Raw genomic sequence first — 26,479 nt, 5'->3', positions numbered from 1 at the left:
TTTAATTGGTGTGTCGTGTGAAAGCGGCCAACCGTCCCTGGTAATAGGTCTTCCGGTTATGCCCCTTCATGGATTTGTAAATGACCGTGGAACGCACGGATTCGTTAAACTCACGCATCTCTTCGGCGGCTTTTTCCACCGATTCCTTCACCTGCTCGATAAAGGACATGCGCCCTTCCGAGTTCATCGAGAAGTAACTGGTCACGGTGGCCACCTTGAACAGCAGGTCGGTACTCAGGCTCAGATTGACGGTCACACGCTGAAAGTTGAGAAATTTCAGGCAGTGGTAATTCGATCCTACGTTCAGGTAAAAGCTGTAGTCGCTGCTCAGGCAGGCTACGTCGTCCAGCAGGTCGGCAAGCTCTTTCAATGATTTGAGTTCCTTCAACTGGTCGATCTTTTGCAGGCCGAGCCGCAGTTCCTGGGCATCGATCATTTCATTGATTTGTGTAACCCATTTCTTGACATTGGCGATCCATTCCGTTGAGTTCAGCAGGGTGTGGCCGGGATCATGCACGACGAACTGGGCATGAACACTGCCGGTTCCCATCAGCCCTATCGAGGCGGCAAGTCCGAGTATGAGAATGATTCTTTTCATGACGGTTATTTGTTGGTGATGAATAATAGGGTGAATATGACACATACCAGCCAGGCTGTCAGATAGCTCTTGGCATTTTCCTTTTTCGTGGCGAGTGCCCATACCACGAAAATGAGCGCAACGCCCAAAAGTGTGGCGGCAATGCTTCCGGCAAGATTGTATGCGCTGCCGTTGAAGTCGGTTGACCAGCCTAGAAGGGCGGTCAGCCCTTGGGTGGCGTCATCCATACTTTTTCCTCCTTTCCTCCAGATAGCGGTTGATGGCCGTATAGGTCGAGCCGCTTTCGTTGAACAACTGCTTCAGTCGTACTACTGTCGCCTGGCGCGAATCGAAGGCTACGGCGGCGAAGTCGGACACCTCGTTGCGGAAGATGAAGGCATCGTTCGACATCTTGATGAAAAACTCTCTCCAGCGTTCCGTGCGCTGCAACGACTCGATCATATAGGCCTCTTCGTCCGTGATGGAAAGCACGGCTTTCACTTCCGGCAGGTTCTGCCGGTGTTCTGAATGGTCGAGGATAATCTTGGTCGCGCAGTTGATGATGATGGAGTCCTTGATACTGGACGGCATGTTTTTCAAAAACAGGATGTTCTGTGCGGCCAGCGTGATGCTTCCCTCCTTTTTACGGAAGGTTCGGTACAGGTAGGCGATGAAGTCTCCGAATTTCTCGTCTTGCAGGAAGTCGAGTGCTTCGTCGATGATTAGCTCTTTGGCAAACCCCTGGCGTTTCTTGATTTTATCCACGATCATTTGCAGGGTGATGATGGCAACGAGTGGAAAGTACTCTTTCTTAGAGGCATCTTCCATATCGAAGGCTATCAGCCGGTCATGCACGATATCCACGTTCTCGGTAGCGTTCAGCAGGAATGACAGCTCTCCGTCCGTATAGGGTTCCAGTAAAAGCAACAGCTCCTCTATCTCGAATTTCTGTTTCTCAAACTCGGTCATCCGTTTGCTGAACACTTCCTTCAGATAAGCCCGGTAAGTTATCAGCGTCGGGAAGATACGCTCATGCTTCTCTCCTATTGAAGAATTGTTCACATAGTCGTAAAATCCGATGACGGATTTCCTGAGAATGGCGTTTTCGGCAGGCAGCATGGGTTCACGTACCTTCCAAATGTAGCTGATAATGGCGACGATGGTCTTTATCTGGTCATCGGCAGACTCGGCATCCGTGGTGTCGATGTACAGGTATTTGCCGTTCTTGTCACGGTCACACAAGAAGGGGTTGAACGCAAATTTCTTCTGCTCGGTAGAGTCGAAGTATTTGCCCCGGTTCAAGGCTATCATCGAGCGGTAAGAGCCGCCGATGTCAATGATCATCACATCCCGGCCCAGCTCATAGCTTTGCAGGATGTAATTGTTCAGCCAGAAAGATTTACCGGAACCGGACGGGCCGATAACGATGCGGTTCTTGTTGTTCAGCGCCGGATAATCCCAGAGGTTTATCTTGGCGGGAGTACCGAAACGGTCATGGTAGATATGCCCTTTCTCGTCCGAAAGGTACATCCCCTCTTTTTGCAGATAGCAGATGGCCTGCTTGGTCGTGTTGACGAAGCCCCGGTAATTGGCCCTGGCATTGCCGGGTATGTTGCAGAAGAACAGGTTGCACAGCTCGGCGTTCTCCACATAGCACGAACTTTGGTTCATAAAGCTGAAGCCTTGCTGTACCAGTGCGGTTTTCCGCATGAGCGAGGTGCGGTCTGTATCGTTCAGCACGACATTGAAGGCGGTATAGGCGGTCTGGTAGTCGAACTGGGTAATCTCATCGCAGAAGGCTGCCTGCTCGCGTTGCTTCTCTGCCGCCGGAGGGTAGAAGTTGGTGATGTAGTTCAGCGCGTCTTTCTCCGCACCGATGGCCGTTACGGTGGCATCTGGATCGGTTATCTCTATCACGATGTTTACGATGTGGTTGAACGGCAGGCCAAGTCCTACGGGGTACAGCATCGAGCATTTGCTCCGTATGCTGTCCGGTATCTCTATGTTTCCCCCGTATGCCTTCGACTTGCCGGTGTGCGGCACGGCCAGTTCCTGAAGATGCTCGCCTTCGTTGGTCAGCGAAAGGATGGAAACGTGCTGCTGCCCTATTTTCATGCTTCCGCTTTCACTGACAGCCATAGGGTTGACGCTCTTCTGCGTGGCATCGTTTTCCGGTGTCTCGTAAGAGAGGTTGACGTAGTCGTAGATGGCGTTGTTCAGTTCCGTATCATCCATCTTGCGTATCTCAAACTGCTGGATGGACGACAAACCGTTCTCAAAGTTCATCAGAAAGGCTTCCATTTCTGTCAGCCGTTGCTGATATTCCTTATAAGGTTGCTTGAACGGGTAGTGCAGCTTTCGCATCAGCGAGGTGCCCGATGCGCTTTTGCGTATCTTACCGTTTCGGCTGCCGTTCGTGAACGTCACATACAGGTTGGTGTAACTGTTCAGTATCTCCTTGCCGTTGAAATGACGGTTGTTCTCCGCTATCAGGGCATTGGAAGAGTATTCTGCATGATGGTATCGCCCCGTATAGTAGAAATTCTGCTGATGGATGACCGTGCCTGCCGGAAGCAGCTTCAAAAGAGCCTCCAACCGCTCATGGATGTATTGCGCCTCGCTTTCCGACAAGGTGAACACTTCGGGCAGAAGCAGCCGGTAGCCGACGGTGATGTCACCGTTCCCGTTGATGACGGCGTTCTCCGTGATGGTCTGGATAGGCAAGACACTTTCCAGATCCACGGATTTGTCCTTCACCTCTATCTCTGTCTGCCGGATATACAGCAGAGCAATCAGCAGGCACAGCGCACAGATTAGCAGGGATATGAGTATGATGATTCCTATCATGGTTGCTGTTTTAGGATGAATTTGAAAATCTGCCGTTTGTCCGTTATCTGCCGGGGGGTGGCGTTCTTGATCCGGAGGCCGGTCAGGTAGTCCGGGTTACCGGCCTTGTGTTCCTTTTTCAAGGTTTGGAACAGCAGACCGGATAGAAACAGAATGGCGGAAATGATTCCGATGATGAGTATCGGGTGCAGCTGCTTGAATATGCTCACGATGATGATGATGGCCGTCAGCAGCATGAAGATGGCGAACTGTCCCGATGACAGACCGAAGAACTTGATCGGCTTGTTGATTTTACGCATGGTTCTCATGGCTCTTCGTTTTTAGATAATCAGGAAGGCTACCATGATGACTACCACGGCGATGATCCAGCCGAGCAGGTATTCCTTGGCATGGGGATTGTTCGTGGCAAGCGAATAGATGACAAAGACCAGAGCGATGCCGAGTACCGCCGCCAAAATGTATTTGGCTACGTCCAGAATGGTGTCCGCACCCTCTTTGGCTTTGTCTGTCACTTCGGATAGGCTGTTAATCTTCAGGCCGCTTTGTGCCTCCGCCACTTGTGCCGTTCCCAACAGCGTGAAGAATATGAGAAAGGTGAAGATAACCTTTCCATAGCGGTTAATGACTTGGTTCGCTTTTTCTCTTACATTTTCGATTGCTTTCATTTTGTTCCTATTTTTTAATTAAACATGAATCGTTTTCAGTCTCTCCCATTGCACATCCTTATACTTGATGGATATGGGCTCTTCTTTCGGCTGTTCCGGCAGTGGTTTGCCTGAGTAGTAGTAGGCTCTTCCATGCAGGTACATATCGGCTATCTCGGCAGCCAATTCCTCTTCTTCCAGCTCAGGCTGAAATACCACGCAGATGACCGGACAGGCTCTCTCCTGCCCTTCCTTGCGCACCGCCTCCCTTATCGGCTTCTCTTTCTCCTTTCCGGAAGAAAGTGCTTTCTTCTTTTTCCGAAAGTAAAAGTGAAGCGTGACACAGGCGAGTATGGCAACCAGTATCAAATCCACTACGTTCATAAGAGTTGCCAGATAATGAGCCAAGTGACCAATGCCGTGATATAGGTGATGATGGCCTCTTTGGTGCGCTCGTGGTTGCTTATCAGCTTTTTAAGTACCGCTAGTCCGGCACATAGAAAGCCTACCCCTATCAGCATGGCGCCTATTTCACGGTATAAGGAGATCAGGCCGGATACATTTGTATCGGCTAACAATATGATAATAAGCATGGTGATATGATTTGTCGGTTAGTAGAGCAGTATCTTTATTCCTACGTTCCAGACAGTGTTCCACTTGTCAATGGATAGGGGATTCCAATGTTGTTGTATGCGGGCAAGCAATGCCGTTCGGGGCAGGATGAATACTTCCAGTTCCGTTTCCAGTTTCGGGCCGATGATGAAGTTGTATTCCTTATCGGGGTGGCGGACGTATTCTGTACCGATGAATCCTCCCAGGCCGATGCCCCAGTAAACGGATTTCAGGTTGCAGGCCAGGGTTCTGTAATAACCGCCGTCCACAAAAAAGTCCTTACCCTTGTCATGTATCGTTTCGGGAATCGTTTCTTCCGGGTTCAAGGTAGAGACTTGCGGTAGGTTGGCTGTATATTCGTAAGGTTTCTCAAAATAGCTAAACCCGGCTTTCCAATAGCTTGTCCGGTTGATGTATCTGGAAAAGGACAGGTTGTAATAGTTGCCTGCATTGCCGAACAGGTTAGTGCCGTAGTTCAATTCAAGTGCCGGGATGTTCTCATAATGGCGTTGCGCAAAAGCGCTTACGGTGCATAACAGCAGGCTAAGGCTGATAGCAGTCAGTCTGATGTGTTCCATGGGAATTACTCTTTAGGTTATTAATGTTATATATTTTTCTATTTGTCTCATACGGTGTTTCCAATTTACGCGGATTCCTGTCGGCAGAACCGAATCAAGGTGCTTATCGCGTTGTTTTCGCTCCAAACATATAGATTATATACGGGAGGACAAATTTTATGAAGGGCTTTTAAAGGGCCTTTCGTGTTTATTTAATGTGCATTAAAAAATACATGTGCCGTAAACCGGCAGGTGTGGAATAATTCTACAGAAAAAAGCCGGATAGGATTAGTTGTGTAAAACTGTCCTGCCCGGCTTATAGGGTTTGGTTTATATGCGCTTTCGGATGTTGCTCAATGCTTGTGGCGTGATGCCGATATAACTTGCTATGTCTTTTAAGGGTATTGAACGTAACAGCCATTTTTCATTGGCCAAAAGCGCTTTGTAACGCGCTTCGGCATCCAGTGTGTAAAACTCCTCTTCCCTTATTATTTTGCGGTTGATGGATCTTACCAAATGTATTCTGGCCAGCTTGTTGAAATTGATGGATAACTCATATAGCTGATGAAGATCTTTTTTGGGCAATCTCCAGATCTTGCATGGCTCCAATGCCTTGATATTGTAGTGGGCATGGTGTTCTTCATGTGAAAGGAAAAAATTGATGAACTCTTTGGCTTGGATAAACCGTGCTGAAATCTCTCTATTCTCTTTGTCCGGAAACCATAACCGGACGATGCCGGATTCCAGATAATAGAGGTAGCATACTTCCTCGCCCCTGGTGACGAGGTGTTCTCCCTTTTTGATATGGATAAGCTCGAAATGAGCATCAAGATACGCCTTTTCTTCGTCTGTCATCCGCACGTGAAGATGGGCGCCCATTACCATGAGCGTCTCATCTATCAGGGTGGCAATTGTTTGAACCATTGAATTTGTTTTATGTTTATATAAGGGTACGGAAACGTACCCTCTAACATGGACGTGGCGTTCCAACAACAAAGGCACGCCCCGTACCAGTTTCATACTGGTACAGGCATGCGCCTGTTGTTGTTAATTCCTTAACGATAGATGCCACTCTTTTGTTAGACAGACGGACGTATGTAAAAAGCGGGCTGCCAATTTTCTGACAATCCGCTGCAAAGATACTATTTTATGGTTTTTGTTCCAACTTTTAGGGATTTAAGTTGACGGCAAGGTCTTCTGGACGAATGCCTACTACCTTTATATAGATATCCCGGTAGATGTTCTCCTTAATCTCCTTGTCCTCTTCAGAATAAAGCCATGCGGTAAATTCATGATAATATTCGCCGGTTCCCAATTTAAAGAAATCCTTATATTGATAATGTCTGCTCACGGGAATGCCTTTCTTGTTTAACAAGAAGCATGATTTAAGCGCATCGTGATATTGCGAGGTCAGTATCGCCTTTATCTTTTCGTCGAAATATTCCAATGTTTCCTGGTCAAAGAAAAACTGTACGGTGTAGGGCCACTTCTCCCCTTTTCCTTTGATGTACTGGTATTGGAATTTGGTTCTCTCCAGCTTTTTGTTGATACCGTTTAAGATGCTGGTCACCTTCTTCTTCCGGTCATGGTTGTCCTTTACCGTTACATCAAATTCCTTGGCAAGTTGGTCAACCGTAACGGTGAAATAAGGTGCTTGTCCTTGGTCAATCTTATACTTGATCAGGTAAATCATTTTCGCCAGGTTCAGATAAAACTTGCGGTAGCCTTTGCGGTTGGGCAGGTTACGGTAGTCTTTCAGTTCCAGCAGATTGTATTCGGTAAGCAAAGTATTCATCAGATCTTTGCTCAGATGCACGTTGTAATTCCGCTTGGTGCGCTTTTTCGTGCCGAAGTTATCCTTTATCTCAAAGCGGTCCAGTATTTGAATGAACTTATATTGCGTCTTGCCGTTCATGGCGTATGCTACACTGAGGTTGGATGTCCCTAAACGGTATAACGCCGCTTCAAAGGTGTTCTCTATCGGATGCTCTATCTTTTGGCCGTTCTGTTCGGTGATATATACCGGACGTTGGTTGCTGAACAGGAAATCAAGCTGCTTCTCGGTCAGTTTTCGTTGCAACTTGGTTCGTTCATACCCCATGACCTCACAAAAATCGTTGATGGAGAACCAGCAGTCGCCGAACAGATCTTTCATTTGTGAAGATGCCACGTAAATGATAATGTCAGACATGACAGTGCCGCCTGCATCAAATAGAACTTCCAATACTTTCGTGTTGGAAGACTCGCTGAGAGTCCTGGGGACTCTGCTCAACTCTTTTTGTGTATTACTTTCCTTCATAGGCGGACACTTGTTGTTTACTGATGCAAAGATACGTTTTTTTACGGAGATAGTGAATCTAACTCCCTATAAATGAAGATTCCAAAGCATTTTTTTCGTGCTGTTTCTTGATTTAGTTGTGTAAAAGTGTCCCGACTACGGCTGTTTCCGATCCCCCAGTTGTGTAAAAGTGTCCCGAATGGCCGGTTTAGTTGTGCAGAAGTGTCCCGGATTCCTGATTTAGTTGTGTAAAAGTGTCCCGAATGCAGATTCTAGTTGTGTAAAAGTATCCCGACTTTCCTGTTCAGTTGTGCAGAAGTGTCCCGAATAGTCGGTTAGTTGTGCAGAAGTGTCCCGGTTACGAGAAGATGCCAGTAAGTGCTAACTTGCAATAATATAGTTGATTATACGGAAAACCTCCCTTATTAGTTGTGTAAAAGTGTCCCACAAATACTTAAATCCCTAAAAACCTAAATAAAACGAAGAAATGATTTTGTTACCGTATTCTTACTTTCGGAAAAAATTTTGAGGTGGAAACAAGTAGAGGTTTGAATTCTTTAACATATTGTCCAGGATAATAGGCAAAGGGATTTTTCCGCAGTTGTGTAAAAGTGTCCCGGTTCAATGCCGGCCTTCACTAAAACGGTGTGCAAAAATAACGCCTGCCCGACGGATGCAGTCGAACAGGCGTATATATTTTTCCGAAAGTAGAATCAGATGCTCATATACTTCTTCAGTATCGCTTGAATCTCCTTGTTATGGCTGGTCAATATGTCTTCAAGAATGTTGTTTGCGATGTTGTGCATTCCTAATCCAGTGGCCATAGCAATCTGCTTCAGCTTTCTGTGGGTTTCGCTGGATATCCGGATTACTTCGGTGTTCTTTAATTTTCGCTCTTCCAGATATTCCGAGAATTTTTTTCCGCAGACTTTGCTTTCTTCTGTTTTTGGAGAAGACTGCACGGAAGGTTTGGATTCCGGCTTTTCCATTTGTTCCGGCTGAGGTTCTTGGACGGTTTCTTTGACTGGAGCCGATTCTTTCACCTCTTCATGGATGGGGTGCTCAATCGCAGGTTGGGGGATAGTGCTTTCCGCAACACTTCCGATCTGCTGGATTTCCTGCTCTTTCTTACTGGCGCTTTGCAGCAAGAGTTTTCTCATGGCGGCTGATGATGTCCTTTCTTTGTTGGTTGCCATAGCTTTATTCTCCTATATGGTTACAGATTAATTCCAATACCTCTTCACAGAAAGCATCACAGGGATGATGGTACGCTTTACTCAGCGTACTTAAATTGCGTTGATAGTCAACCCTTGAATCCTTGATGTAGTTTTGCATCAACTCGAAAGGCAAGGTTTTTTTATTTTTCAAAATTTCTTTGAACTCCAGCACATTCGGAAGAACACGGTTCATAACACCACGCACGGTAGTCTTTTTACCAATCTTTCGACGGCTTTCGATAATCCCTTCATAGATGTTATAGTAAAAGGTCAATGTAGGTCTTAAATCGGTCTGGTTCGGTTCGAAGGGAATGATGATCACGTCAACGAAGTGCAGCGTTTCAACTACACCGTTTTGTTTCAGGTTACCCGGAAAATCGACAAGTATAATGTCGTAATTGTCCTGAAGGAAATCCAGTTGGTTGATGAACTCTGAGGAAGAGATATTGATAACCTCATATTCTTCTTCCTTTTTCATGATTCCGTCCTCGGCTTCGTCCTCACGTAATTTTCCGATAGTGTTCTGCATGTCGTCGATATCCACCACGGCAATGGATAAGCCCCCCTCTTCGTTTGACTGCGAATGAATATAACCTGCAAACAAAGCTGTCAGCGTAGACTTCCCTACCCCGCCCTTGGGATTCTCAAAAGCTACGACTACTCCTGGTAATATTTGTCCCATAATGTACGTTTTTAAGTATGTGCGCAAATATATAAATAATAAATTAAATAATTGCATACTTTTATAATTAATTTATTATACACTTTTTTACTTAATTGTATAAGTAATTACATATATAAATATAAATATAAATATGTACATACTTAATCTTATAATTAAGTATGTATGTTCATACTTTGTAATAATATAATTAGTAATTATGTATTTTGTAACTAATGGCTTTCCGTTCGCCTGTTACAATGTGCGTAGTTACTTTGTAACAAAGTGAGCGGTTAATCTGGATTAAGAAATCAAGACTTTTGTCTGGTTTTGTTTCACAGCTGAGTATTATTGTATATCTTTGCTAATGCAAGGTATGTTTTTGTGGGTACAAAAAACCTTGCGACAGCCGAGCTGCCGACCAATGTTCGTTACACTCACATACTCTGTATATATGAAAGAGAATCGAGATATAAGTATAAAGATCCGCTTGACGGAAGCCGAGAAAGAACAGCTTCTTCAACGTTCAAAGGAAGAGGGAAAATCCCTTTCTTCCTTTATCAGAGAGTCTGCCTTGAAAGGCAGAAGCATATCGAAAACCGATGTGCAAATGATATATGAACTTCGTAAAATAGGAGCCAATATCAACCAGCTTGCCAAACATATCAATACGCTTCCGTCCGATGAAAATATATTGTATTCATTGGATCGGATTAACCAATACCTTTCGGATGTAGAAACCATTAACCGGAAATTGTTATGATAGCCGAGATACAACCTTCTTTCTCATCCCACCTGTCCATGAGCCGGAAAATTGAATACCAGCTTTCCAAGGTCAAGGAAGGAAACGGAAAAGTGCTTTACACCTCCACTGGTGACGAACTGGCCGCCATGCCAGCCTACATGAAACTTATCTCCCAGTTGAATGACCGGGTGAAACTACCTTATGCGGAATTTATTCTGAGCCTCTATCCGGGAGAAAGCCTTTCCGATGAACAGTGGCTTTCTCTTGCCGGGGAATATATCGAGAGGATGGGGTACGGAAAGTCCTGTTATGCCGTTGTCCTAAATACCGACAAGGCACACAGCCATGTGCATGTGCTGCTGACCACAATTGATGAAGAAGGCAAAAGCATTCCTTCCGGAAATAATTACAGCCGTTCCGAAAAGATCTCAAGGGAACTGGAGCAGAAGTACGGTCTGTTGCCTTTGGAAAGGGAAGGAGGCAAGAGAACCACGTTGGGAGAGGCGCAATACCGTAACTATTATTTCGATGCGGCCTTGAAGAAAGCCATGCGTAGTTATAATTACAAGGATAAGGTATCGGCTGTCCTGGAACAATCCGATACATACCGGTCTTTGAATAAACCCTTGCAAGAAATAAAATTGGCCAATGAAGAATGGCGTGTCCTATTGGGGGATGAAAGCTATGACAACCTTTTCGCATTGCTGGAAAAAGGAGGTTTTTTCAACCCCTTGTTCAAGGATGAACTGTTACAACAGCTTGACCGCATCTACTCTTTTTCCGAAAGTACATCCGATTTCCGAAGGAACCTGGAACAAGAAGGATTGTATATGCGTCTGGTCACCAAGAAGGACAAATCCTATTATGTCTATGGCATCAAGGATTCAGGCTTTTACCTGAAGGACGTTTCACTTCCTCAGAAATATCGTTTTGGTAATATTCGTTTTGATGGCCGGGGCATGAGCGCCGATGAACAGAAGCATTATCTCTATGACCATGTGTTTAAGGCATTGAACGCTTCTTTAGGCTATGAGGATTTTAAGAAAAGGTTGGCGGAAGAATCGATCCGTGTGACGGAACATGTAAACAGCAAAGGCGCATACGGGATTTCCTTTTATATGGAAAACGTGGAAAATGCTCATGTCTTTAAAGGTGCGGATCTTTCCCGTAAGCTCACTTATCAGAATATCCAGAAGCATTTCGATGGTGTGGCTGTCGGTCTCTCGCCACATATCGATAGGGTAGGGGAGTTCCGTGAGCGGGTGGATCGTGAGGCTTTCTATATGCAGGGTGGGGGAGTTATGGCCATTCCGGAACTTGACATTACCGGCAGCGGGAAGAAGTCGCAAGAGGATGATCTCATACCGTCCAAAAAGAAACGGAAACGCAAGAGTGGTCCCGATTTCTCATTATGATGAATACTAACTTAATATATTTGCTTTATGAATTATCAGACCGTTTTACAGAATTATCATCCCACTGAACAGGGGGATTTCATGTTGAGATATGAGATAGGTGGCCGGGGATATGTCGTTTACTCACCGGAGAAGGATGCGTTGTCTTGTATTGAATTACATGGCTTTTCCGAGCTTACTCCTTGGCAATTGGCTTTTGTTCTTTCCTTGGATATGCAGCAGATGAAAGAACAGGACGAGCTTTCTCTCTTCGTATGTTGTAAGCGAGAAAAGCTCTTGTCTTATCTTTTCGATGTGGAGGAAAGCGAAACCGTCTTGAAGACAAAGCACGTGTCCGGTTGGCAGGGCTATCTGATGATGGATATCCATAAGCCGGACAGGGTACGGAACGTGTTCCAGTTCCATCCGGAAACGAAAGAAGCCCGTTTGGTCTTTGATAACCGTTTATGTGTCGCTTCCCTTCGTGAGAAAGAAAAAGGAAAGCTCATCCATCTCTGTTGGAGTCCTTCTGTCTTTGCTGCCATCGATAAGGGAGGAGAGCGTACCGCACCGGCTTATCTGTTGGCTTCTGATGCTGCCTTGTTGCATGGGTATGCCATGAAACAGATTGCGGAATGCTTTGCCGGTACACCGGTTGAAGAACGGGTTATCGGTATTCATGTAGGGGATAATGTCTATGAGGCCTTGTCTTTTGTGTGCTATTACGTCCGTAACGTGCAGGATGAATATTTGGTTATTCCTGAGCGGAAAGATGGGATGGTGATTCTTGAAACCCCGAAATGGAATCCGATACGCCAGGCTAACTTCGTGGCTTCACTGAACAAGATGGCGGTTGACCAGGCGAAGAAACGCTATCCGGAAATGGAGGTTCCGAATGAACGGCCATTCACGTGCCTCTCTTTTGCCCGGAAGTCTTTCGTCTATTTCCCGGATCTGAAGGTGTATCAGGAGGTGTTCTTGAAGATGTATTTGGGGTTGGTGAGGTTACAGGAGGTGCATTTGCTGGGGTAAGGAACAATTGCAGTGCTGCTTATAAAATAGTGGCACTACTATTGTTAGAGTACTTCTATCATTCCTTTGGTTACGGCATCGGCCAGTAGTCTTTTTACAATCCTGCCACTGGGAGGATTGGTTATCCCAAGCGTTATCTCAACCCTGTTTGATAGAGGATGATAGTGCAGGTATTGGAGGATTTCATCTTCAATAGTCATGTTATAATTCTTTTATCGGGACAATTTTGCCTGATATTTATGCTTTTGTTTATTGTTCTGTCCCGATAGAGATTATTTTGGATGGACAAAGAAACGCTATCCAGAAATGGAGGTTCCGAATGAACGGCCATTCATGTGCCTTTCTTTTGCTGGAAGTCTTTCGTCTATTTCCCGAGTCTGAAGGTGTATCTGGAGATGTTTTTGAAGATGTATTGGGAATTGGTGAGGTTACAAGAGGCGCATTTGTTGGAATAAGGAAAAGGGTGCATCTAATGCCCAATTTGAAAGGATCACCTGCTACAGATAACTGTAACAGGGATATTATCCTTAAAAAAGTGAGTTAGATACACCATTTTAAAGTGCTTCTGTTATTTCTTTGTTTACGGTGTTGGGGAATAATCTTTTTATTACTCAGTTATAGGGAAAATAGGTCTGATATTTATGTTTGGATTATATACTTTGAGGATAAGTGAAGAAAGATATCTGAAGGTGGATTCTTTTATTTAGAGTTCCTTTTAGAATAAGATTTCGCCAAACAGAAATATATTTAGAATTGTTTCTCATAAACCTCAATGCTGCAACATTGAAGTCCAATCTGTAAGCTTGATATCTTATACATTTATTCTTATTTCCAACTTTTCATATAGCACAACTGCCTTTATCAGAGGCAGATTCTCCTTGCAGAACCATGGAAAATCGATACATCTGAAATCGACATGGCTCTCCTCCAGCAGATTGAGAAAACGGATGTCGTCTATCATCCCTTTTAAGGAAACGAACAGGAGAGGTATCTTTTTTCTTTGGCAAAAAAATAGCGCCTTCTGTAGTTCCGCATATGCGATGGCTTGTTCATCCTTGCTAGTGGAATCATTTCTCTTGTCAAAAAAAGACAACTGGACTTTTAATGAATTATGTTGTTGGAGGTATTCCGCCAGCTGTTGCTGTGCTTCAGGAGAGCTGGCATCTCCATACAGTATTATATCACTATATTGCTTCATATCGGGTATTTGTTCCGGTTGTACGCTCCTTTTTTCCAAAGGCACCCCTGCATATTCTTTCAATAGATGCTGCTTCGTGATCTTTCGGGGTTTCTCAACGGAGTAGAATGCATATCTGAATATAAACTGAGTCCCTTTCTTCTGTACGGATTCCTGTTCCAGGAAAAAAGAATTCAGGCGTATCTTGTTTTCTTGAAGGATATGTTTGGGAATATCTTCCTGATAGATATCGGTCATGTATTGAAGGATGGTCTTTTTCATTAGAAAAATCAATGAAAAGGTTCATTACCAGTATTTATAATAAGTTTTTCCAACCCATTAATTTTTGCGTAATGCTGTTTCTGCGGTTTAGAATCTGAAAACGAAGCTACTTTCGCAAGATCCTGTGTCCGGTATATATACTTACTTACATATGGATAGTGATATTTTATCATTTTACCGGCAAATACATTCCGAATGTTTTCCACATTGAGTACAATCTTGATCTTGTTGATAATAATCAATGCTATAGATTATCATTTCTTTTTCAATATGGATATCAGGTTGCCTAATTGAGGTTCGATAACTTTCTTGTAAACCAACTTCATTCTTTTGTCAGAGGTTTTAACGAAGGATTTTACCATTTATAGTCAAATTGTTCAATGTCTTCTTCTGCAAGTAGATTTCCGGACTGCACCTCGATGAACGTCAATTCAGAGATAGCCCTGACTGCATGTTTAACACCTTTCTTGATTGTAATCGTATCGCCTCTGCTGATAACCGACCTGATATCATCGAGTACCAGTTCTCCCTCGCCGTCGATAAACGTCCAGACTTCATCGCGATGGCGGTGTACCTGATAGCTGATACTCTTACCGGATTTGATTTTCAGTTGCTTGGTAAGTGATTTGTAACCGTCGGAAAACTCGGCGGTATCGACAACTTTGTATTCACCCCAGCGACGTTCTTCGAACATTGGCCGATGTTGTAGGCAGTCAGCGTAAGTTTTGATGTTCTCGCTTTTATCTTTGTCCGAAATTAGGATTCCATCATTTGATGCTGCGATAACTAGATTCCGTGTGCCAATGCACATGATTGGCAGTCCAAGTTCGTTGATGACGTGGGTATTTTCGGATTCTTCATCCATGACAACATTGCCCATGGTGTGTTCCGATAGTTCATCAGTCAACGTATTCCATGTACCAAGGTCTTTCCACTCTCCGGCAAAAGGTACGACGGCTACCGACTGCGCTTTTTCAGCGACTTCGTAGTCAAAACTGATTTTCGGAAATTCCCCATAGCGAGAACGAATTTCTGAAAAAGTGTCGGTTTTGATGTGTCGGGTTACAATATCTGTCATATACCCCAACCGAAAAGCGAATACGCCTCCGTTCCAGAAAGCACCCTCTGAAATAAGTTTCTCGGCAGTTATCATATCTGGCTTTTCCGTAAAGCGTGATACTTGAAATATTCCTTTGTTCTGTACATCATTGACTGGCACTACATATCCGTATTTTGCTGACGGATATGTGGGGTTAATTCCCATCAATACTAGTTCGGCTACATTGTTTTTCACTGCATCCGCTATCCTGCGAATCGTTTCAAAATAACCTGTTTCGGTATAAGGGTCGCAAGGCATGACGATTATAATCTCATCGGTGGAACATTTTCGTTTGTAGGCCAAATACGAGCTTGCGAGAGCGATAGCCGGGAATGTATCGCGACGCTCCGGTTCCGTAACTACAGGAATCTCTTCTCCAAGCTGGTTGATGATGATATCCCGTTGTGACTGGCTTGTTGCCACAGTAATCGAATCACAGATGCCGGTTTCTCGTAATTGCCGTACCACCCGCTGCACCATCGACTCTTTCGAGCCATCGGGCGCAGTCAACAGTTTGATAAATTGTTTTGACCGTGTATTATTGGAAAGCGGCCATAGGCGTTTACCAGAACCGCCGGATAACAGTATGATTTGCATAGATGTTATTTAATTCGATTTTTAATTTGCCGATAGTATTCTTCAAGCATCAATTTCCAAAATTTATTGCGTTCGTAACGTGATGTAATCATTGCCCTTGCATTCTTTGCCATTCTTTTTACCTCATTAGGATTATCCAAAAAATATTTCATGGCTTTATACAATGCGTGTTCGTCTTGTGGTGGAACAATTATTCCATTTTTGTTTTGAACAATTATTTCATTACAACCATTGATATCTGTAACGATTTGTGGTAATTCCAAGGCCCCAGCTTGCATGACAACATTAGGGAAACCTTCACGATAGGAGGGAAAAACAAAAGCCTCACACCCCATTAGATAGGGACGAACATCTTGTTGAAAGCCGACAAACTCAATGTGAGAATTTGTGCTAATCTCTTGTTTTACCCAATCATCAACCGGATAAAGGTTTTCTTCCATAAAGCCGATTAAACGTAATCCTATGTTAGGATAATCTTTCTGTAATCGAATAAAAGAAGCTACTAATTCATTGATTCCTTTCTCATAAAATATACGACCTACAAAACCAAACGTGAAATCGAAAGTTGAAATCTTAATATCTTGTGTAGCATTTCGCGAATAGAATGCCGTATCAATTCCATTTGAACCACCATTACCGATAACAAGCATTTTTTTAGGATTGCCGATCCCCATTGAACAAATAATATCACACATCTTTTGTGAATTGGGATATACATTTGTGGCACAAGCGTAAGTTAACCGTTCCGTAAAACGAAGAATTTGTTTTTTTATGCCCGTAGCCGTCGTCAATGGGAAGCCTGTTACCGTGTGCATACGGATCGGCACACGTGCTATCCATGCTGCTAACATACCCAAAAGACCAGCTTTGGGGGTGTGCGAGTGAACAATAGTCGGCTTCTCTTTGATAAAAAGTTTTACCAATTGGAAAAGAGTTATTAAATCGAAAATCGGATTTATGGCTCTTGACATTTTTACCGGAATACAACGTGCCTGTTGCTTCTGTAATTCCTCCCAACCTTCTCCTTTAGGGGCAACGGCAATGACATCGAAATATGCGGAAAAATAATTCAATTGACCTTGAAGTTGCCGGACTTGAAAATAAGCTGAATTTGTTATTTTGAATAATTTCTTTTTTTTCATTGAAAAGATTTTATTTTTTTTGCAGGAACTCCCCCATAAATAGAGAATGAGTCAACACTTTTATTAACCAAACTATTTGCGCCTATTATACATCTTGTATCAATGTGAACTCCACATAAAATCCTCACTCCACAACCAATCCATACATCATCATGGATAACTACCGTTTTTTTTAGGATTTCATTATATTTAATAGGTAAATTAAAATCAGAATAAGTGTGAGTACTTGTTAGTATTGAACTTGAATGGGCAATAGACACATTATTTCCGATCATCAATCCTCCGCTACATTCAAAATAACACATCGGATGAATACTGATATTATCTCCCAGTTCTAGTTTCTCTATGTTAGATATATATACATTTTCTTTAATTACAACATTATCACCGCATTTTTTTGCTAGATTTTTCACCAATATGTATCTAATCACAATACCAACTTTTCCTCCAATACCTCTTAAACTTACAAATAAAAAATTATTAAGTTTCCTAGGAAGATATGAATCTACTATAACGAATACCTTAATTAATGGTTTAATCCGTTTAAATAAAGTTCTACCGCTTAGATCCGACATGTCTAATATCTATATAATTGTTTTTTTTATCTTTCATATGAAACAAATAGCCAATAGGCATAAAAATAATATAACTAGAAATTCCTATTTGTTTTATTTTATTTTTCATTTTCAATTTAGAGCAAGGAGCAAAACGCCAGTAATTTATATGAGCTTTTATTTTTTTTAAATATGGAATATCTAGTGATGCCATTTCTGAATAAATTCTCATGGCATAATTAGGTGAATTCATTCTGTTTTTGATTGATGAAACAGATAAACCGTCTGATAAATACTCTGCGATGTATATTTTTTCATTAAAAAATAACATAAGGTAATTTTTTCCAATACGGTTTAGAACCAAACTTTCTGCACAAAATTTTTCTCCGGGTATATCGTCAAATAAATAATTTCTCAGGACTGATGTTTTAAAAACAAACGCAACATCCCCTTTTATATTTTTTATAATCCAATAGTTAATCCAAGAATCTTTTAAAATTTTCCATGTAACCTCTTTCCCTATACGAGAACCATCTGGAAAGCATTTCATACCACAAACTCCAGCAAATTTATCATTATTCTTTATATATTGATAATGAAAAACTATTCGTTCTATAGAGTCTTTTGTTAAATAGTCATCACTATCTACAATATAAAATAATTCTCCTTTTGCATGTAATACGCCATTGTTGATTGCTCTATGTTTTCCACCATTCTCTTGTTTGATGAAACGAATTAATATACGATCTTCATTTTGATAAGATTTTATAATTTCATCAATATCATCAGTGCTCCCATCGTCAACAATAATCCATTCAAAATTTTTATAGGTTTGAGACAACAAACTCTGATATAGATTTCCAATTAAATTCTTCCTATTATATACCGGTGTAAATACAGTAACTAAATCTTTCATAAAAATCTTTTTCTATTGTTTTGTATTTTATTTTATCCACATTACATAAGTGAACATATAATAACATAGAATAATCCATTTTATTCGTTCTCCCTGGTTATTTATTAAGTTATCTTTTAGCAAGGGATATATCAATACTATAGGATAAAGAAACCAAGATAGATAAGCAAATCTGTTATTATACGGTACATGAATGGTCAATAGCCAGAACGCATTACTTGCTATATAAGTATTAAATAAACGGATAAACAATTTGTCTTCGTAGCAATATGTATAGATATATTTCACTCCTGCGATAATGGGTATCAAACTATAAATAATGAAGTCCCAGCGAAATCCAATATTAGAGAACATTTGCTCCATGCCTTTATAAGACATATTCAAATATTCAGACATCCTTTTATCCTGTTCAAACCAAGGAATGTTTGTCAACAAAGTGGAGAAAGAATCACGTGCAACAAGCATAAGCAGGAAAAACGTTCCCCATAAGTATAAGTAGTGTTTGGGATTATTTGAAAGTCGGGTCAGCAAGAAACAGCCAATTGGCAACATGACGGATTGATGGAAAAGACATGCTATAATCCAAACAGGAATTCGTTTAATATCGTTGTTTGGAACAAGAAAAGAGAAGATAACTAACGATGTAGCTATTCCGTTACGCAGTCCATTTACTCCGTATCCCCAAAAACTCAAAGAACAAACGAACAACACTAGTGCTACAGCATATTGTTGTTTGAATCGTTTCTTTAAAGCAAAGAAAACAGGCAATATATATAATGAGCAAAGAACAAACCAATACCCTTTTAAATTGACGAGTTGTGAAAGCCAATAGGTAAGATACTCAAAACCAATATCTCTATCTCTTATAGCAACCGTACCATAGAAGGCTTTCTTTTGGAAAGCCATGGCATAAGCTGAAGTATCTCCAAAGTAGTGATAATCGGTCGGTCGGAAAGTTACATGAACATATACAATCAAGAGTAAAGCAAGGCTAAATATCTGGTTGTTGATATAAGGCTGTCTTACTGTTTCTGCCCTGACCGGTTGAATAGCGATGTAAACAACTAATAGCAGCAACAAGTTGTAATATAAGGCTATATATAGACTAATACTCATAAAATGACATCACAAATTTGGTCCACATAATGTTCCCACGTAATTTTAGCTTCTATGCGCCGACGTGCATTACGACCTTCATTTATAGCAAGAGATTTATCGTCGATTAACTTAATGAGTAAATTCTCCAATTCTTCGTGGGCGTCCTGATGTATCAACCAACCGCCATTATTCTCCTCGACAGCATCGGGAATGCCACCTGTACGAGTACCTATAACGGCGGTTCCACAAGCTTGCGCTTCGGCAAAAACAAGCCCGTATCCTTCTACATTCCTATTATCCGCTTCTTCACGTGTACAGAGAATGAATATATGCGAGGCTGAATAGAAATCGCAAAGTTTATTATCATCAATGAAACCTTCAAATGATACAATATCTGACAATCCTAAATCGGTAACCATCCGCTCAAGTGCACTCTTATATTTTCCTTTACCTCCGAGATGCAATCGCACTTGTTGCTTATACTTTGCCGGTAAAGAAGCTATCGTCCGGATAATAAAATCATGTCCTTTAAATTTTTCCAATCGAGAAATAGAACAGAGGTGTAGCAAGCCATCCTTATATTTTTCACAAGTAGGGCGAAAATGAATTGCATCAACCGCTAACGGAATAGCGATTGTTTTAGCATTTGGAGAACAATGTTTTACTAATGTCTCTGTATAATGACTGTTAGCAATCACGCAAGAGGCGTTTCTTAGTATAAAACGTCGATAAGTAGGCCAAATACAGCGTCGGAAAAAACTCTTTCCGGCAAGATATTCGGCTCCATGTGCCAATATATAGGTTTCTCTGTTTGACAATAGAGACAGCATTCCCTCTGGATGATAATTCCCGGTAATTACAATATCACCGGGAACAGTTTTTTTGCGTAAATACTTCAATGTACGCAACTCCAATATTCCTCTTCTTCCATGCAATCTCACCACATTATTATCCTCCTCTGCATCGGTAGAAGTACTTTGGGGACAAATGACTGTAACATTCAGTCCTTTTTTCTCTAAATATTTTTTCAGTTCAAAACAAAGCCTTGCAATACCACCATTACTTGGTGGATAATCATAGGTTACAATAAAAATGTGTTTGTTAGATGTTTGCATAATGAGTATATTTAGGAGTTAGTTTTCCTTTTTTATAACCTTCTTTATAAGTTTTTGCAAAAAGTCTAAACAGTCCGGGATTGCGGTAAGTAAAAGCGTATGATGCAACAAGACGCAACAAATAGATGTAAGCAGTCGGCCTATGATACCATTTGAGATGACGGCTAATCAATAAAGCCCGGTTATGTACTAATGAAGCAATATAGCGATTGATATCCAGAACCCTGCAACCGCCTGTATCAGCAGCCAAGTGCCATACATGAGCATCATAATTAAAAAAAACTTTGTATCCAAGTTCCTTTACTCGTAAACATATTTCGGTTTCTTCATATAGAGCAGCTCCATAATTCAAATATTCATCAACACCACCAACTTCTAAAAATATGTCTTTTTTTATGCTATAATTTCCACCTCCGCCATGATCTACATATTCTTTATGATTAATGTGGAATCCCCGTTCTGGAGTTGCCGTATAGAAATGGAACTTGCCTACATTTTTCGATTTGGGATTATTCTTATATTTTTCTGTAATTCCCCCTGCCACTACTGCGATATCAGGTTGTGACAAGAACTTGTAATGCTCTTTGAGCAGGTTGCAGTCACACTCGATATCATCATCTAGAAATAGGATGTAGGCGTATTGTGTGTGTTGCACACCGAAATTACGAGCTTCAGGTAGCCCTCTAAATTCAGTCACATGATAGTACTTAATCAATGTATCACTATCTTTTGCACGACTATACATAGTACTGTCAATGGCTGCCGATTGGTCTACAATAATTATTTCATACGGCTCCCCAAAATCTTGCTCTATTAAGCAATCAACTGTACTTGCCAGATAATCAGCCCGATTAAGTGTGGGCAAAATAATGCTTATCCCTTTTTGCATAAGGCGTTTATGAATAATATGAATCAAGAGTTAAGAAATTAATCACTTCGTTTAGGAATTATACTCTATCAGAAATTTCACTATAATGAAGCATTTCTATATTTTACGTAGTTGTACTGAAATGTTTGACTTTCTTCAAGATGGCAATACAAAAAAAGCCTTAACTCCCCTTCGTATGAATATGTGATTTTATAAATAAAAAGTCCGTTTAAATTTTCTAATAAAGCAGTTGAGTTAGGATTCTTCTACATGATGTTTGGAGCTATCTCTTATAACTCGATTGTAAAATTCGATGTTTTGTGCCACTATCTCGTTGGTGTTGAATCTAGCAGTTGCATTTAGATAAGCCCTGTCGGCTTGTTCACACCTATAAATGGGATTCGAGATTAGCCGTTGCAAAGCCTCTGCAAATTCATCGATACGTTTCACCCTGCATTTGCAAACACAGTTACTGTCTCCTATAATCTCTTGAAAACAATCGATATCGGAACAAACAATTGCCTTCCGCAGTAACATTGCCTCCAGTAAGACCAAACCGAAAGTTTCTGCATGGCTTGGAAATATGCAAATATCGGCACTGTTAGCGTATGACATAGTCTTGTCATAAGGTAAGCGACCTAAATACGATACACAACCGATCGATTGCTTTGAAAAGAGAGATTTGCATTTTTCCCATGTCGAAGAACCATTCACTACTGCATCCTGTCCGATGAGAATGAGTTTGACATTGTCGTTTTGCTCGCATATCCTGTTGAAAATAAGAGGCAAATCAAGTACCCCCTTTTTCTCAACAATTGTCCCCCAATAAAGTATCGTTATTGTATTTTTGTTCATGTCACTAGATGAAAGAGGGGGCATGTTTATATCCACAGGATTATATATTACACATTTTCTCTTATTCGAAGACAGACTGAATAATTTATCCGTCAGGTCGAGAGCCTGTCGGCTAACTCCTATATAGGCATCAGAATTACGCAAAGCATTATATTCCATAAGCCGTACGTTCCATGGAGTTTTGTTTCCAGACAAATGATCGAAATACACATTTGAACCATGTAATCTTGTAACTACTGGTACAGATAAACTACAAAAAGCCAAAGGTCCCTCCCAGTCGATAGATTCAACGAGGTCGATGCCAATCTTTGCCACTAATAGATTTAACTTTTTATTTAGATACCTTCTATTGATAAAAGAAGAAAATGGAGACTTATGAGGCTGGTTTATAGGTATCACAGATATACCATCGTCCCACACAGTTTCTGTAAACTTATTGCCCCAATACACAACTGATACCTTCACACCAGTCTCACTCTTAACGATAAGATGAGACAAATGTTTGATAAAAATTCCGATTCCGCCACATTTCATACCCAATATCGGATATTCTGTAGTTAAAAACGCTATATGCATCTCTATTGTATTTTTTGGAAAATATCAATGAAAGATTTTGTTTGTTGCGATGCCAAGTAACGGCGGCAATATTCTTTGTTTGCCGTCATTGGAAATTTTTCGCTAAATACTTGTTTGATGACAGTAACACCTTGCTGAGGAGTATCTATAAAAATACCTATGCCTGCTTTTATCAATTCGGTTCGTGCTTCGCTAGTCATGGGCACCATTGCTAATACAGGCACTTGTAATGCGATATAATCGACCATTTTTGCGAAATTAGTCCACCATAAAGCCGTGTGTCCGGGAATAAGTACTGCTGCTTTTGCATTAACTATCAATTCATACAATTTACGCTGCGGTACATGATTGATATATTCCACGTTGTTACAGATTCCCAAATCATTGACAAATTCTTCCGTTTGTTTTTGATTGATATTCTTATTACCCACAATTTTAAGGGTGCAACCCTTGCCTTTTAATTCCTTAGAATTGACAGCTTCGGCAAATATTTTCAAGAAATTATCTTTATATTCATGGAGGTATTCACCCACGAATATTATATAATTCTCTTTTTCTCTATTTTGAAAAGAAGGCAAATAATCATCATCTACTCCAGTTGGAATAAAATATGATTTATTTGAGTATCGTCCCTCATATAAATCATTAAATATATTCAGGTATGCTCCCGACAGACCAGTAATAGCATCAGCGTATTTAAAAGTATCTTGTTCAATTTTCTTTTGCTTGGCAAAAACAGGAAAATAATCAGAATACATTCGCTTAGCGTATGTGGTAGGATCCCTGAAATCAGCAACCCATTTTACTCCGGTTAGATGTTTAAGTCGCATACCGATTCTATTTGAGGTAAAAGGCAGGCAAGTGGTATATATGATAGATATATCATGTTCTTTAATTATTTTTCGTCCCATCCTCACGGCACTTCTTTCCCAGAATCTAAAGCGGTCGGGAACTTGAATCCATCGGTCTAGTATATATTTATAAAACTTACCGAATAAAGATTGCTTGTTAGAGGTGACTGTATCCGTGCTTTTTGACTGTGCACCAATAGTTTTTGCTTTGGCTGTAATGGCTTTGAGTGAAGTATCTTCTCCTCCAAGCAACATTCTAAGGCCGCGCAATGTCGGTTCTATATAATTGGCTTGATAAATAGGCACGTCTTGGACTTCGTCCAACAAATCAGGATCTTCTAAATATAGATAATTACGATTAACCGTCAGTACTATCGGATTCCAACCTGTACGTTTAAGATATTTTACAAGTTTAAATGCCCTAAATACCGCAGCATGAGTCTGTGGCGGAAAAAAAGGAGTAATTATAAGTATGTTTTTATTCATCGTTTTAATTTGTTTAAAATCAATGCTTTTACTTTTTTCTTATTTTCTTTGTCTAATAGCACATAATAGGACAGAACAACCAATATTATTGAAGAACTAAGAGCCACGATAATCACTCTTGTAAAGGACTCAACCAAGATATGTTGTATGAGTAGGATTGCGGTAAAAGAAGGAATACTTATGAAAAGATTCACTACCATCGTTGTGAAGAAAAAACGTATCGGTTTGAAATCTTCAACATAATGATGGAGTGTATATGAGCAAACGATATAAATCAATAATGTGCTCACTATAGGCAATCCAAAAGCCCAAGTCAAGCCGATACCTTTACTAAACAATAACCAAAGTATCGGAATGACTGATAATGATACTGTCCCCGCCATAAATGAATAAAATTTCAAACGTCCGACAGCTTGTATTCCAATATATATAATATTATTATTCAATGATATGAAGCTTGAGACTATCAATAAAATACAGAATTCAATTGTATATGGAGGAACTTCCACGAGCCATAAATTCATTACATAATGTATTTCAGAGATAAAAGGAATAGCAACCAACAGATATAACACATTTGCCAAACAAGTAGTTTGCTTTAGTAATTGTATCATGGCATTGAAATCGGTCAATGCGTATTGCTTTATAATTTGCGGCCTCGAAGCCATTACCAAATTGGTTGATACTTGTTCAATCATCAGTTGCACAGTTGTTGCCAATCCGGCTGCGGCATTAACAGCTGTACTGCCAAATATATTAAGCAACATATTTGTTCCCTGTTGACGAGTAGTAAAGCAAATATTGGAATAAAGATTCCATCCTGAAAAGCTAAACAGAGAACGGCCGATAACCTTATTCCATTCCCAATTAATCCGGCATTCGTCATAATGCCTAATGCAATAAATGCGATATGTCATTGCAATCAAGAATGAAGATAAGAGCATAAGTCCTCCATATAAAATGAGCTTATCACATACTGTAATAAGTAGAAGTGTAGCGATCAGCAACTTCAACAGTGATCCAACAATTTCCACAATAGCATACACGTCCATTTTTTCGTGCGAAATAAGAGTCGCATTGTATGGAACTTGAGTGATGCTGACCATTGAGGAAATTATTGAAAATTGATACACCCAAACAGCTGCACTCATTCTCTCATCTGGAATGTTCAATTTTTCGAATAACAGCCAAAGTCCGACCGTTTCAGCCAAAAACAAGACTATAATTGCAATTCCTATATGTAATATAAAGGCTGTATTGAATGTTTGTTGGAGTTGTCGAGGGTCATTTTTGGCAAGTTCGACTGTAAGAAAGCGTGAAGTCGCTCCACTCATCGTTACATTCAAAAAGCTAAATAGGACAACAATACCGCCGACAAGTCCATAAATGCCATAATCATCTACACCAAGTGCATTTAACACGATCCGTGATGTATATAGTGATACAATCATGGACAGCAACATACGTGCATAAAGTGCCACTGTATTCTTGAATATTTTTTTATTATTTACGGACGATGTCTTATTCATAGCAAGCTTATGATCTTCCTAATACAGACGGAATGTATCTTTTTATTAAGGTTGTCGCAAAATAGCATATTGCAACAATGAGTGCAAATTCCAATATGGTCCAACTGTAGTTTACAAGATGTAACTTATTGCGCACGATCCAGAATGTATCTACAAATAATATATGTAGCCCCAATAATGCCAAACTGTTAATTCCACACCAAATCAATATTTTATCCAATGGAATAAGTTTCAGCTTTCTCGAATTAAAATATGAATTGATAAACCAATAAAAATTCATAATAAAAACCATTGAAAGCAACAATAGATGCAATGGAAAATTGTTTGATTTTAAGTCAACGTAAGAGGGAAATAGAACGATGAAAACAATGGCGATAATAAGCAAGAATAATGAGTATATCGGTGAAACCTTCATGCCGTACCATTTGTTCCGCATGAAGCAAAAACCAAGATGGTAATAAATCAAGGTAGACATTGTTGTGTCAATAAAATATGGCAAATCAATGTTATTAGCATTTAACCAATATCCTACTCCATATAATAATATACATAATGCGCTGATTGTTAATGCTTTATTGTAGGGGTGATTTTATGTATCAATAAATAAACGAATGAAACCTCGAACAAACAAATTAAAAACCAAATTACATGAAATAAAATAAAAGAGTTTTCATCACCGAGAAAACCATCAAACATACTCGTTACAGGGAGCGAGATCGCTTTTGCCCAATTATGAGTTTCGTTAAGTTTCAAAACGAACAAATATGCGA

General features: G+C 40.7%; 27 protein-coding genes and 1 pseudogene. 3 read left to right on the top strand and 25 right to left on the bottom strand.

Going from position 1 to position 26,479, the window contains the following annotated elements; all coding sequences use genetic code 11:
- Position 1: 1 nt before the first annotated feature.
- From AB5935_RS06780 to AB5935_RS06725, 12 genes are all read right to left on the bottom strand, one after another.
- Positions 2-598 (bottom strand): hypothetical protein, encoded by a 597-nt coding sequence (locus AB5935_RS06780; protein ID WP_005868889.1) that lies wholly within the window; start codon positions 596-598, stop codon positions 2-4.
- A 5-nt stretch (positions 599-603) separates the two neighbouring features.
- Positions 604-825, bottom strand: coding sequence for a hypothetical protein (locus tag AB5935_RS06775; RefSeq protein WP_368327370.1), 222 nt, complete (start codon positions 823-825; stop codon positions 604-606).
- The gene (locus AB5935_RS06770) at positions 818-3,424 is read right to left on the bottom strand and encodes a TraG family conjugative transposon ATPase (protein WP_005868887.1); all 2,607 of its coding nucleotides are present in this window, start codon (positions 3,422-3,424) and stop codon (positions 818-820) included. Before AB5935_RS06770 ends, AB5935_RS06775 begins: the two co-directional genes overlap by 8 nt.
- On the bottom strand, positions 3,421-3,732 hold the full coding sequence (locus AB5935_RS06765; RefSeq protein WP_005868885.1) for a hypothetical protein: 312 nt from the start codon (positions 3,730-3,732) through the stop codon (positions 3,421-3,423). The genes AB5935_RS06770 and AB5935_RS06765 overlap by 4 nt, the downstream gene beginning before the upstream one ends.
- Before the next feature lie 12 nt (positions 3,733-3,744).
- Complete coding sequence (locus AB5935_RS06760; protein ID WP_005868883.1) at positions 3,745-4,089, bottom strand: hypothetical protein; 345 nt, start codon at positions 4,087-4,089, stop codon at positions 3,745-3,747.
- A gap of 18 nt (positions 4,090-4,107) precedes the next feature.
- On the bottom strand, positions 4,108-4,452 hold the full coding sequence (locus AB5935_RS06755) for a hypothetical protein (protein WP_005868881.1): 345 nt from the start codon (positions 4,450-4,452) through the stop codon (positions 4,108-4,110).
- The gene (locus AB5935_RS06750) at positions 4,449-4,661 is read right to left on the bottom strand and encodes a hypothetical protein (protein ID WP_005868879.1); all 213 of its coding nucleotides are present in this window, start codon (positions 4,659-4,661) and stop codon (positions 4,449-4,451) included. Before AB5935_RS06750 ends, AB5935_RS06755 begins: the two co-directional genes overlap by 4 nt.
- 18 nt (positions 4,662-4,679) lie before the next feature.
- Positions 4,680-5,258, bottom strand: coding sequence for a conjugal transfer protein TraO (locus AB5935_RS06745; protein ID WP_005868877.1), 579 nt, complete (start codon positions 5,256-5,258; stop codon positions 4,680-4,682).
- A gap of 309 nt (positions 5,259-5,567) precedes the next feature.
- Complete coding sequence (locus AB5935_RS06740) at positions 5,568-6,161, bottom strand: Crp/Fnr family transcriptional regulator (protein WP_005868875.1); 594 nt, start codon at positions 6,159-6,161, stop codon at positions 5,568-5,570.
- 244 nt (positions 6,162-6,405) lie between these two features.
- Positions 6,406-7,536 carry a hypothetical protein gene (locus AB5935_RS06735; RefSeq protein ID WP_005868874.1) on the bottom strand — a complete coding sequence of 377 codons (1,131 nt, stop codon included), beginning with the start codon at positions 7,534-7,536 and terminating at the stop codon, positions 6,406-6,408.
- Positions 7,537-8,228: 692 nt separating this feature from the next.
- Entirely contained in the window at positions 8,229-8,711 is a 483-nt protein-coding gene (locus AB5935_RS06730; RefSeq protein ID WP_005868873.1) for a DUF3408 domain-containing protein, read from the bottom strand.
- A gap of 4 nt (positions 8,712-8,715) precedes the next feature.
- The gene (locus AB5935_RS06725; RefSeq protein ID WP_005868872.1) at positions 8,716-9,414 is read right to left on the bottom strand and encodes a ParA family protein; all 699 of its coding nucleotides are present in this window, start codon (positions 9,412-9,414) and stop codon (positions 8,716-8,718) included.
- A gap of 403 nt (positions 9,415-9,817) precedes the next feature.
- Here AB5935_RS06725 and AB5935_RS06720 point away from each other — a divergent pair, with 403 nt between their 5' ends.
- The 3 genes from AB5935_RS06720 to AB5935_RS06710 are packed head-to-tail and all read left to right on the top strand — an operon-like array spanning position 9,818 to position 12,564.
- The gene (locus tag AB5935_RS06720) at positions 9,818-10,156 is read left to right on the top strand and encodes a plasmid mobilization protein (protein WP_008770294.1); all 339 of its coding nucleotides are present in this window, start codon (positions 9,818-9,820) and stop codon (positions 10,154-10,156) included.
- Positions 10,153-11,553 (top strand): relaxase/mobilization nuclease domain-containing protein, encoded by a 1,401-nt coding sequence (locus AB5935_RS06715; protein WP_005868870.1) that lies wholly within the window; start codon positions 10,153-10,155, stop codon positions 11,551-11,553. Before AB5935_RS06720 ends, AB5935_RS06715 begins: the two co-directional genes overlap by 4 nt.
- A gap of 27 nt (positions 11,554-11,580) precedes the next feature.
- Positions 11,581-12,564 carry a hypothetical protein gene (locus AB5935_RS06710; protein WP_005868869.1) on the top strand — a complete coding sequence of 328 codons (984 nt, stop codon included), beginning with the start codon at positions 11,581-11,583 and terminating at the stop codon, positions 12,562-12,564.
- A gap of 44 nt (positions 12,565-12,608) precedes the next feature.
- Here AB5935_RS06710 and AB5935_RS06705 read toward each other — a convergent pair whose 3' ends face one another.
- The 13 genes and pseudogenes from AB5935_RS06705 to AB5935_RS06645 all read right to left on the bottom strand — a co-directional run.
- Positions 12,609-12,764: a hypothetical protein gene (locus tag AB5935_RS06705; RefSeq protein WP_005868867.1), complete on the bottom strand. Its 156-nt coding sequence runs from the start codon at positions 12,762-12,764 to the stop codon at positions 12,609-12,611.
- 611 nt (positions 12,765-13,375) lie between these two features.
- The gene (locus AB5935_RS06700) at positions 13,376-14,023 is read right to left on the bottom strand and encodes a hypothetical protein (protein WP_005868866.1); all 648 of its coding nucleotides are present in this window, start codon (positions 14,021-14,023) and stop codon (positions 13,376-13,378) included.
- Between the two features lie 355 nt (positions 14,024-14,378).
- A complete protein-coding gene (locus AB5935_RS06695) occupies positions 14,379-15,719 on the bottom strand; it encodes a sugar phosphate nucleotidyltransferase (RefSeq protein WP_005868865.1) in 1,341 nt (446 codons plus the stop codon).
- 5 nt (positions 15,720-15,724) lie between these two features.
- Positions 15,725-16,861 carry a glycosyltransferase family 4 protein gene (locus tag AB5935_RS06690; RefSeq protein WP_005868864.1) on the bottom strand — a complete coding sequence of 379 codons (1,137 nt, stop codon included), beginning with the start codon at positions 16,859-16,861 and terminating at the stop codon, positions 15,725-15,727.
- Positions 16,858-17,436 carry an acyltransferase gene (locus AB5935_RS06685; RefSeq protein WP_005868863.1) on the bottom strand — a complete coding sequence of 193 codons (579 nt, stop codon included), beginning with the start codon at positions 17,434-17,436 and terminating at the stop codon, positions 16,858-16,860. Before AB5935_RS06685 ends, AB5935_RS06690 begins: the two co-directional genes overlap by 4 nt.
- A complete protein-coding gene (locus AB5935_RS06680) occupies positions 17,417-18,331 on the bottom strand; it encodes a glycosyltransferase family 2 protein (protein ID WP_005868862.1) in 915 nt (304 codons plus the stop codon). The genes AB5935_RS06685 and AB5935_RS06680 overlap by 20 nt, the downstream gene beginning before the upstream one ends.
- Before the next feature lie 27 nt (positions 18,332-18,358).
- Positions 18,359-19,447: an EpsG family protein gene (locus tag AB5935_RS06675; RefSeq protein WP_005868861.1), complete on the bottom strand. Its 1,089-nt coding sequence runs from the start codon at positions 19,445-19,447 to the stop codon at positions 18,359-18,361.
- On the bottom strand, positions 19,444-20,544 hold the full coding sequence (locus AB5935_RS06670) for a glycosyltransferase family 4 protein (RefSeq protein ID WP_005868860.1): 1,101 nt from the start codon (positions 20,542-20,544) through the stop codon (positions 19,444-19,446). Before AB5935_RS06670 ends, AB5935_RS06675 begins: the two co-directional genes overlap by 4 nt.
- Positions 20,531-21,433 (bottom strand): glycosyltransferase family 2 protein, encoded by a 903-nt coding sequence (locus AB5935_RS06665; protein ID WP_005868858.1) that lies wholly within the window; start codon positions 21,431-21,433, stop codon positions 20,531-20,533. The genes AB5935_RS06670 and AB5935_RS06665 overlap by 14 nt, the downstream gene beginning before the upstream one ends.
- Positions 21,434-21,667: 234 nt before the next feature.
- Entirely contained in the window at positions 21,668-22,843 is a 1,176-nt protein-coding gene (locus AB5935_RS06660; RefSeq protein WP_005868857.1) for a glycosyltransferase family 4 protein, read from the bottom strand.
- A 2-nt stretch (positions 22,844-22,845) separates the two neighbouring features.
- Entirely contained in the window at positions 22,846-24,180 is a 1,335-nt protein-coding gene (locus tag AB5935_RS06655; protein WP_005868855.1) for a glycosyltransferase, read from the bottom strand.
- The gene (locus AB5935_RS06650) at positions 24,177-25,709 is read right to left on the bottom strand and encodes a lipopolysaccharide biosynthesis protein (protein ID WP_005868853.1); all 1,533 of its coding nucleotides are present in this window, start codon (positions 25,707-25,709) and stop codon (positions 24,177-24,179) included. The genes AB5935_RS06655 and AB5935_RS06650 overlap by 4 nt, the downstream gene beginning before the upstream one ends.
- Before the next feature lie 564 nt (positions 25,710-26,273).
- Positions 26,274-26,479, bottom strand: a pseudogene (locus AB5935_RS06645) (hypothetical protein); the annotation flags it as partial.

This window comes from Phocaeicola sp. RTP21198st1_B8_RTP21198_201120 (assembly GCF_040929485.1).
Lineage (GTDB): Bacteria > Bacteroidota > Bacteroidia > Bacteroidales > Bacteroidaceae > Phocaeicola > Phocaeicola dorei.
Note: the sequence above shows the minus strand (reverse complement) of the source record. Positions and strands in the feature narration are given on the sequence as shown.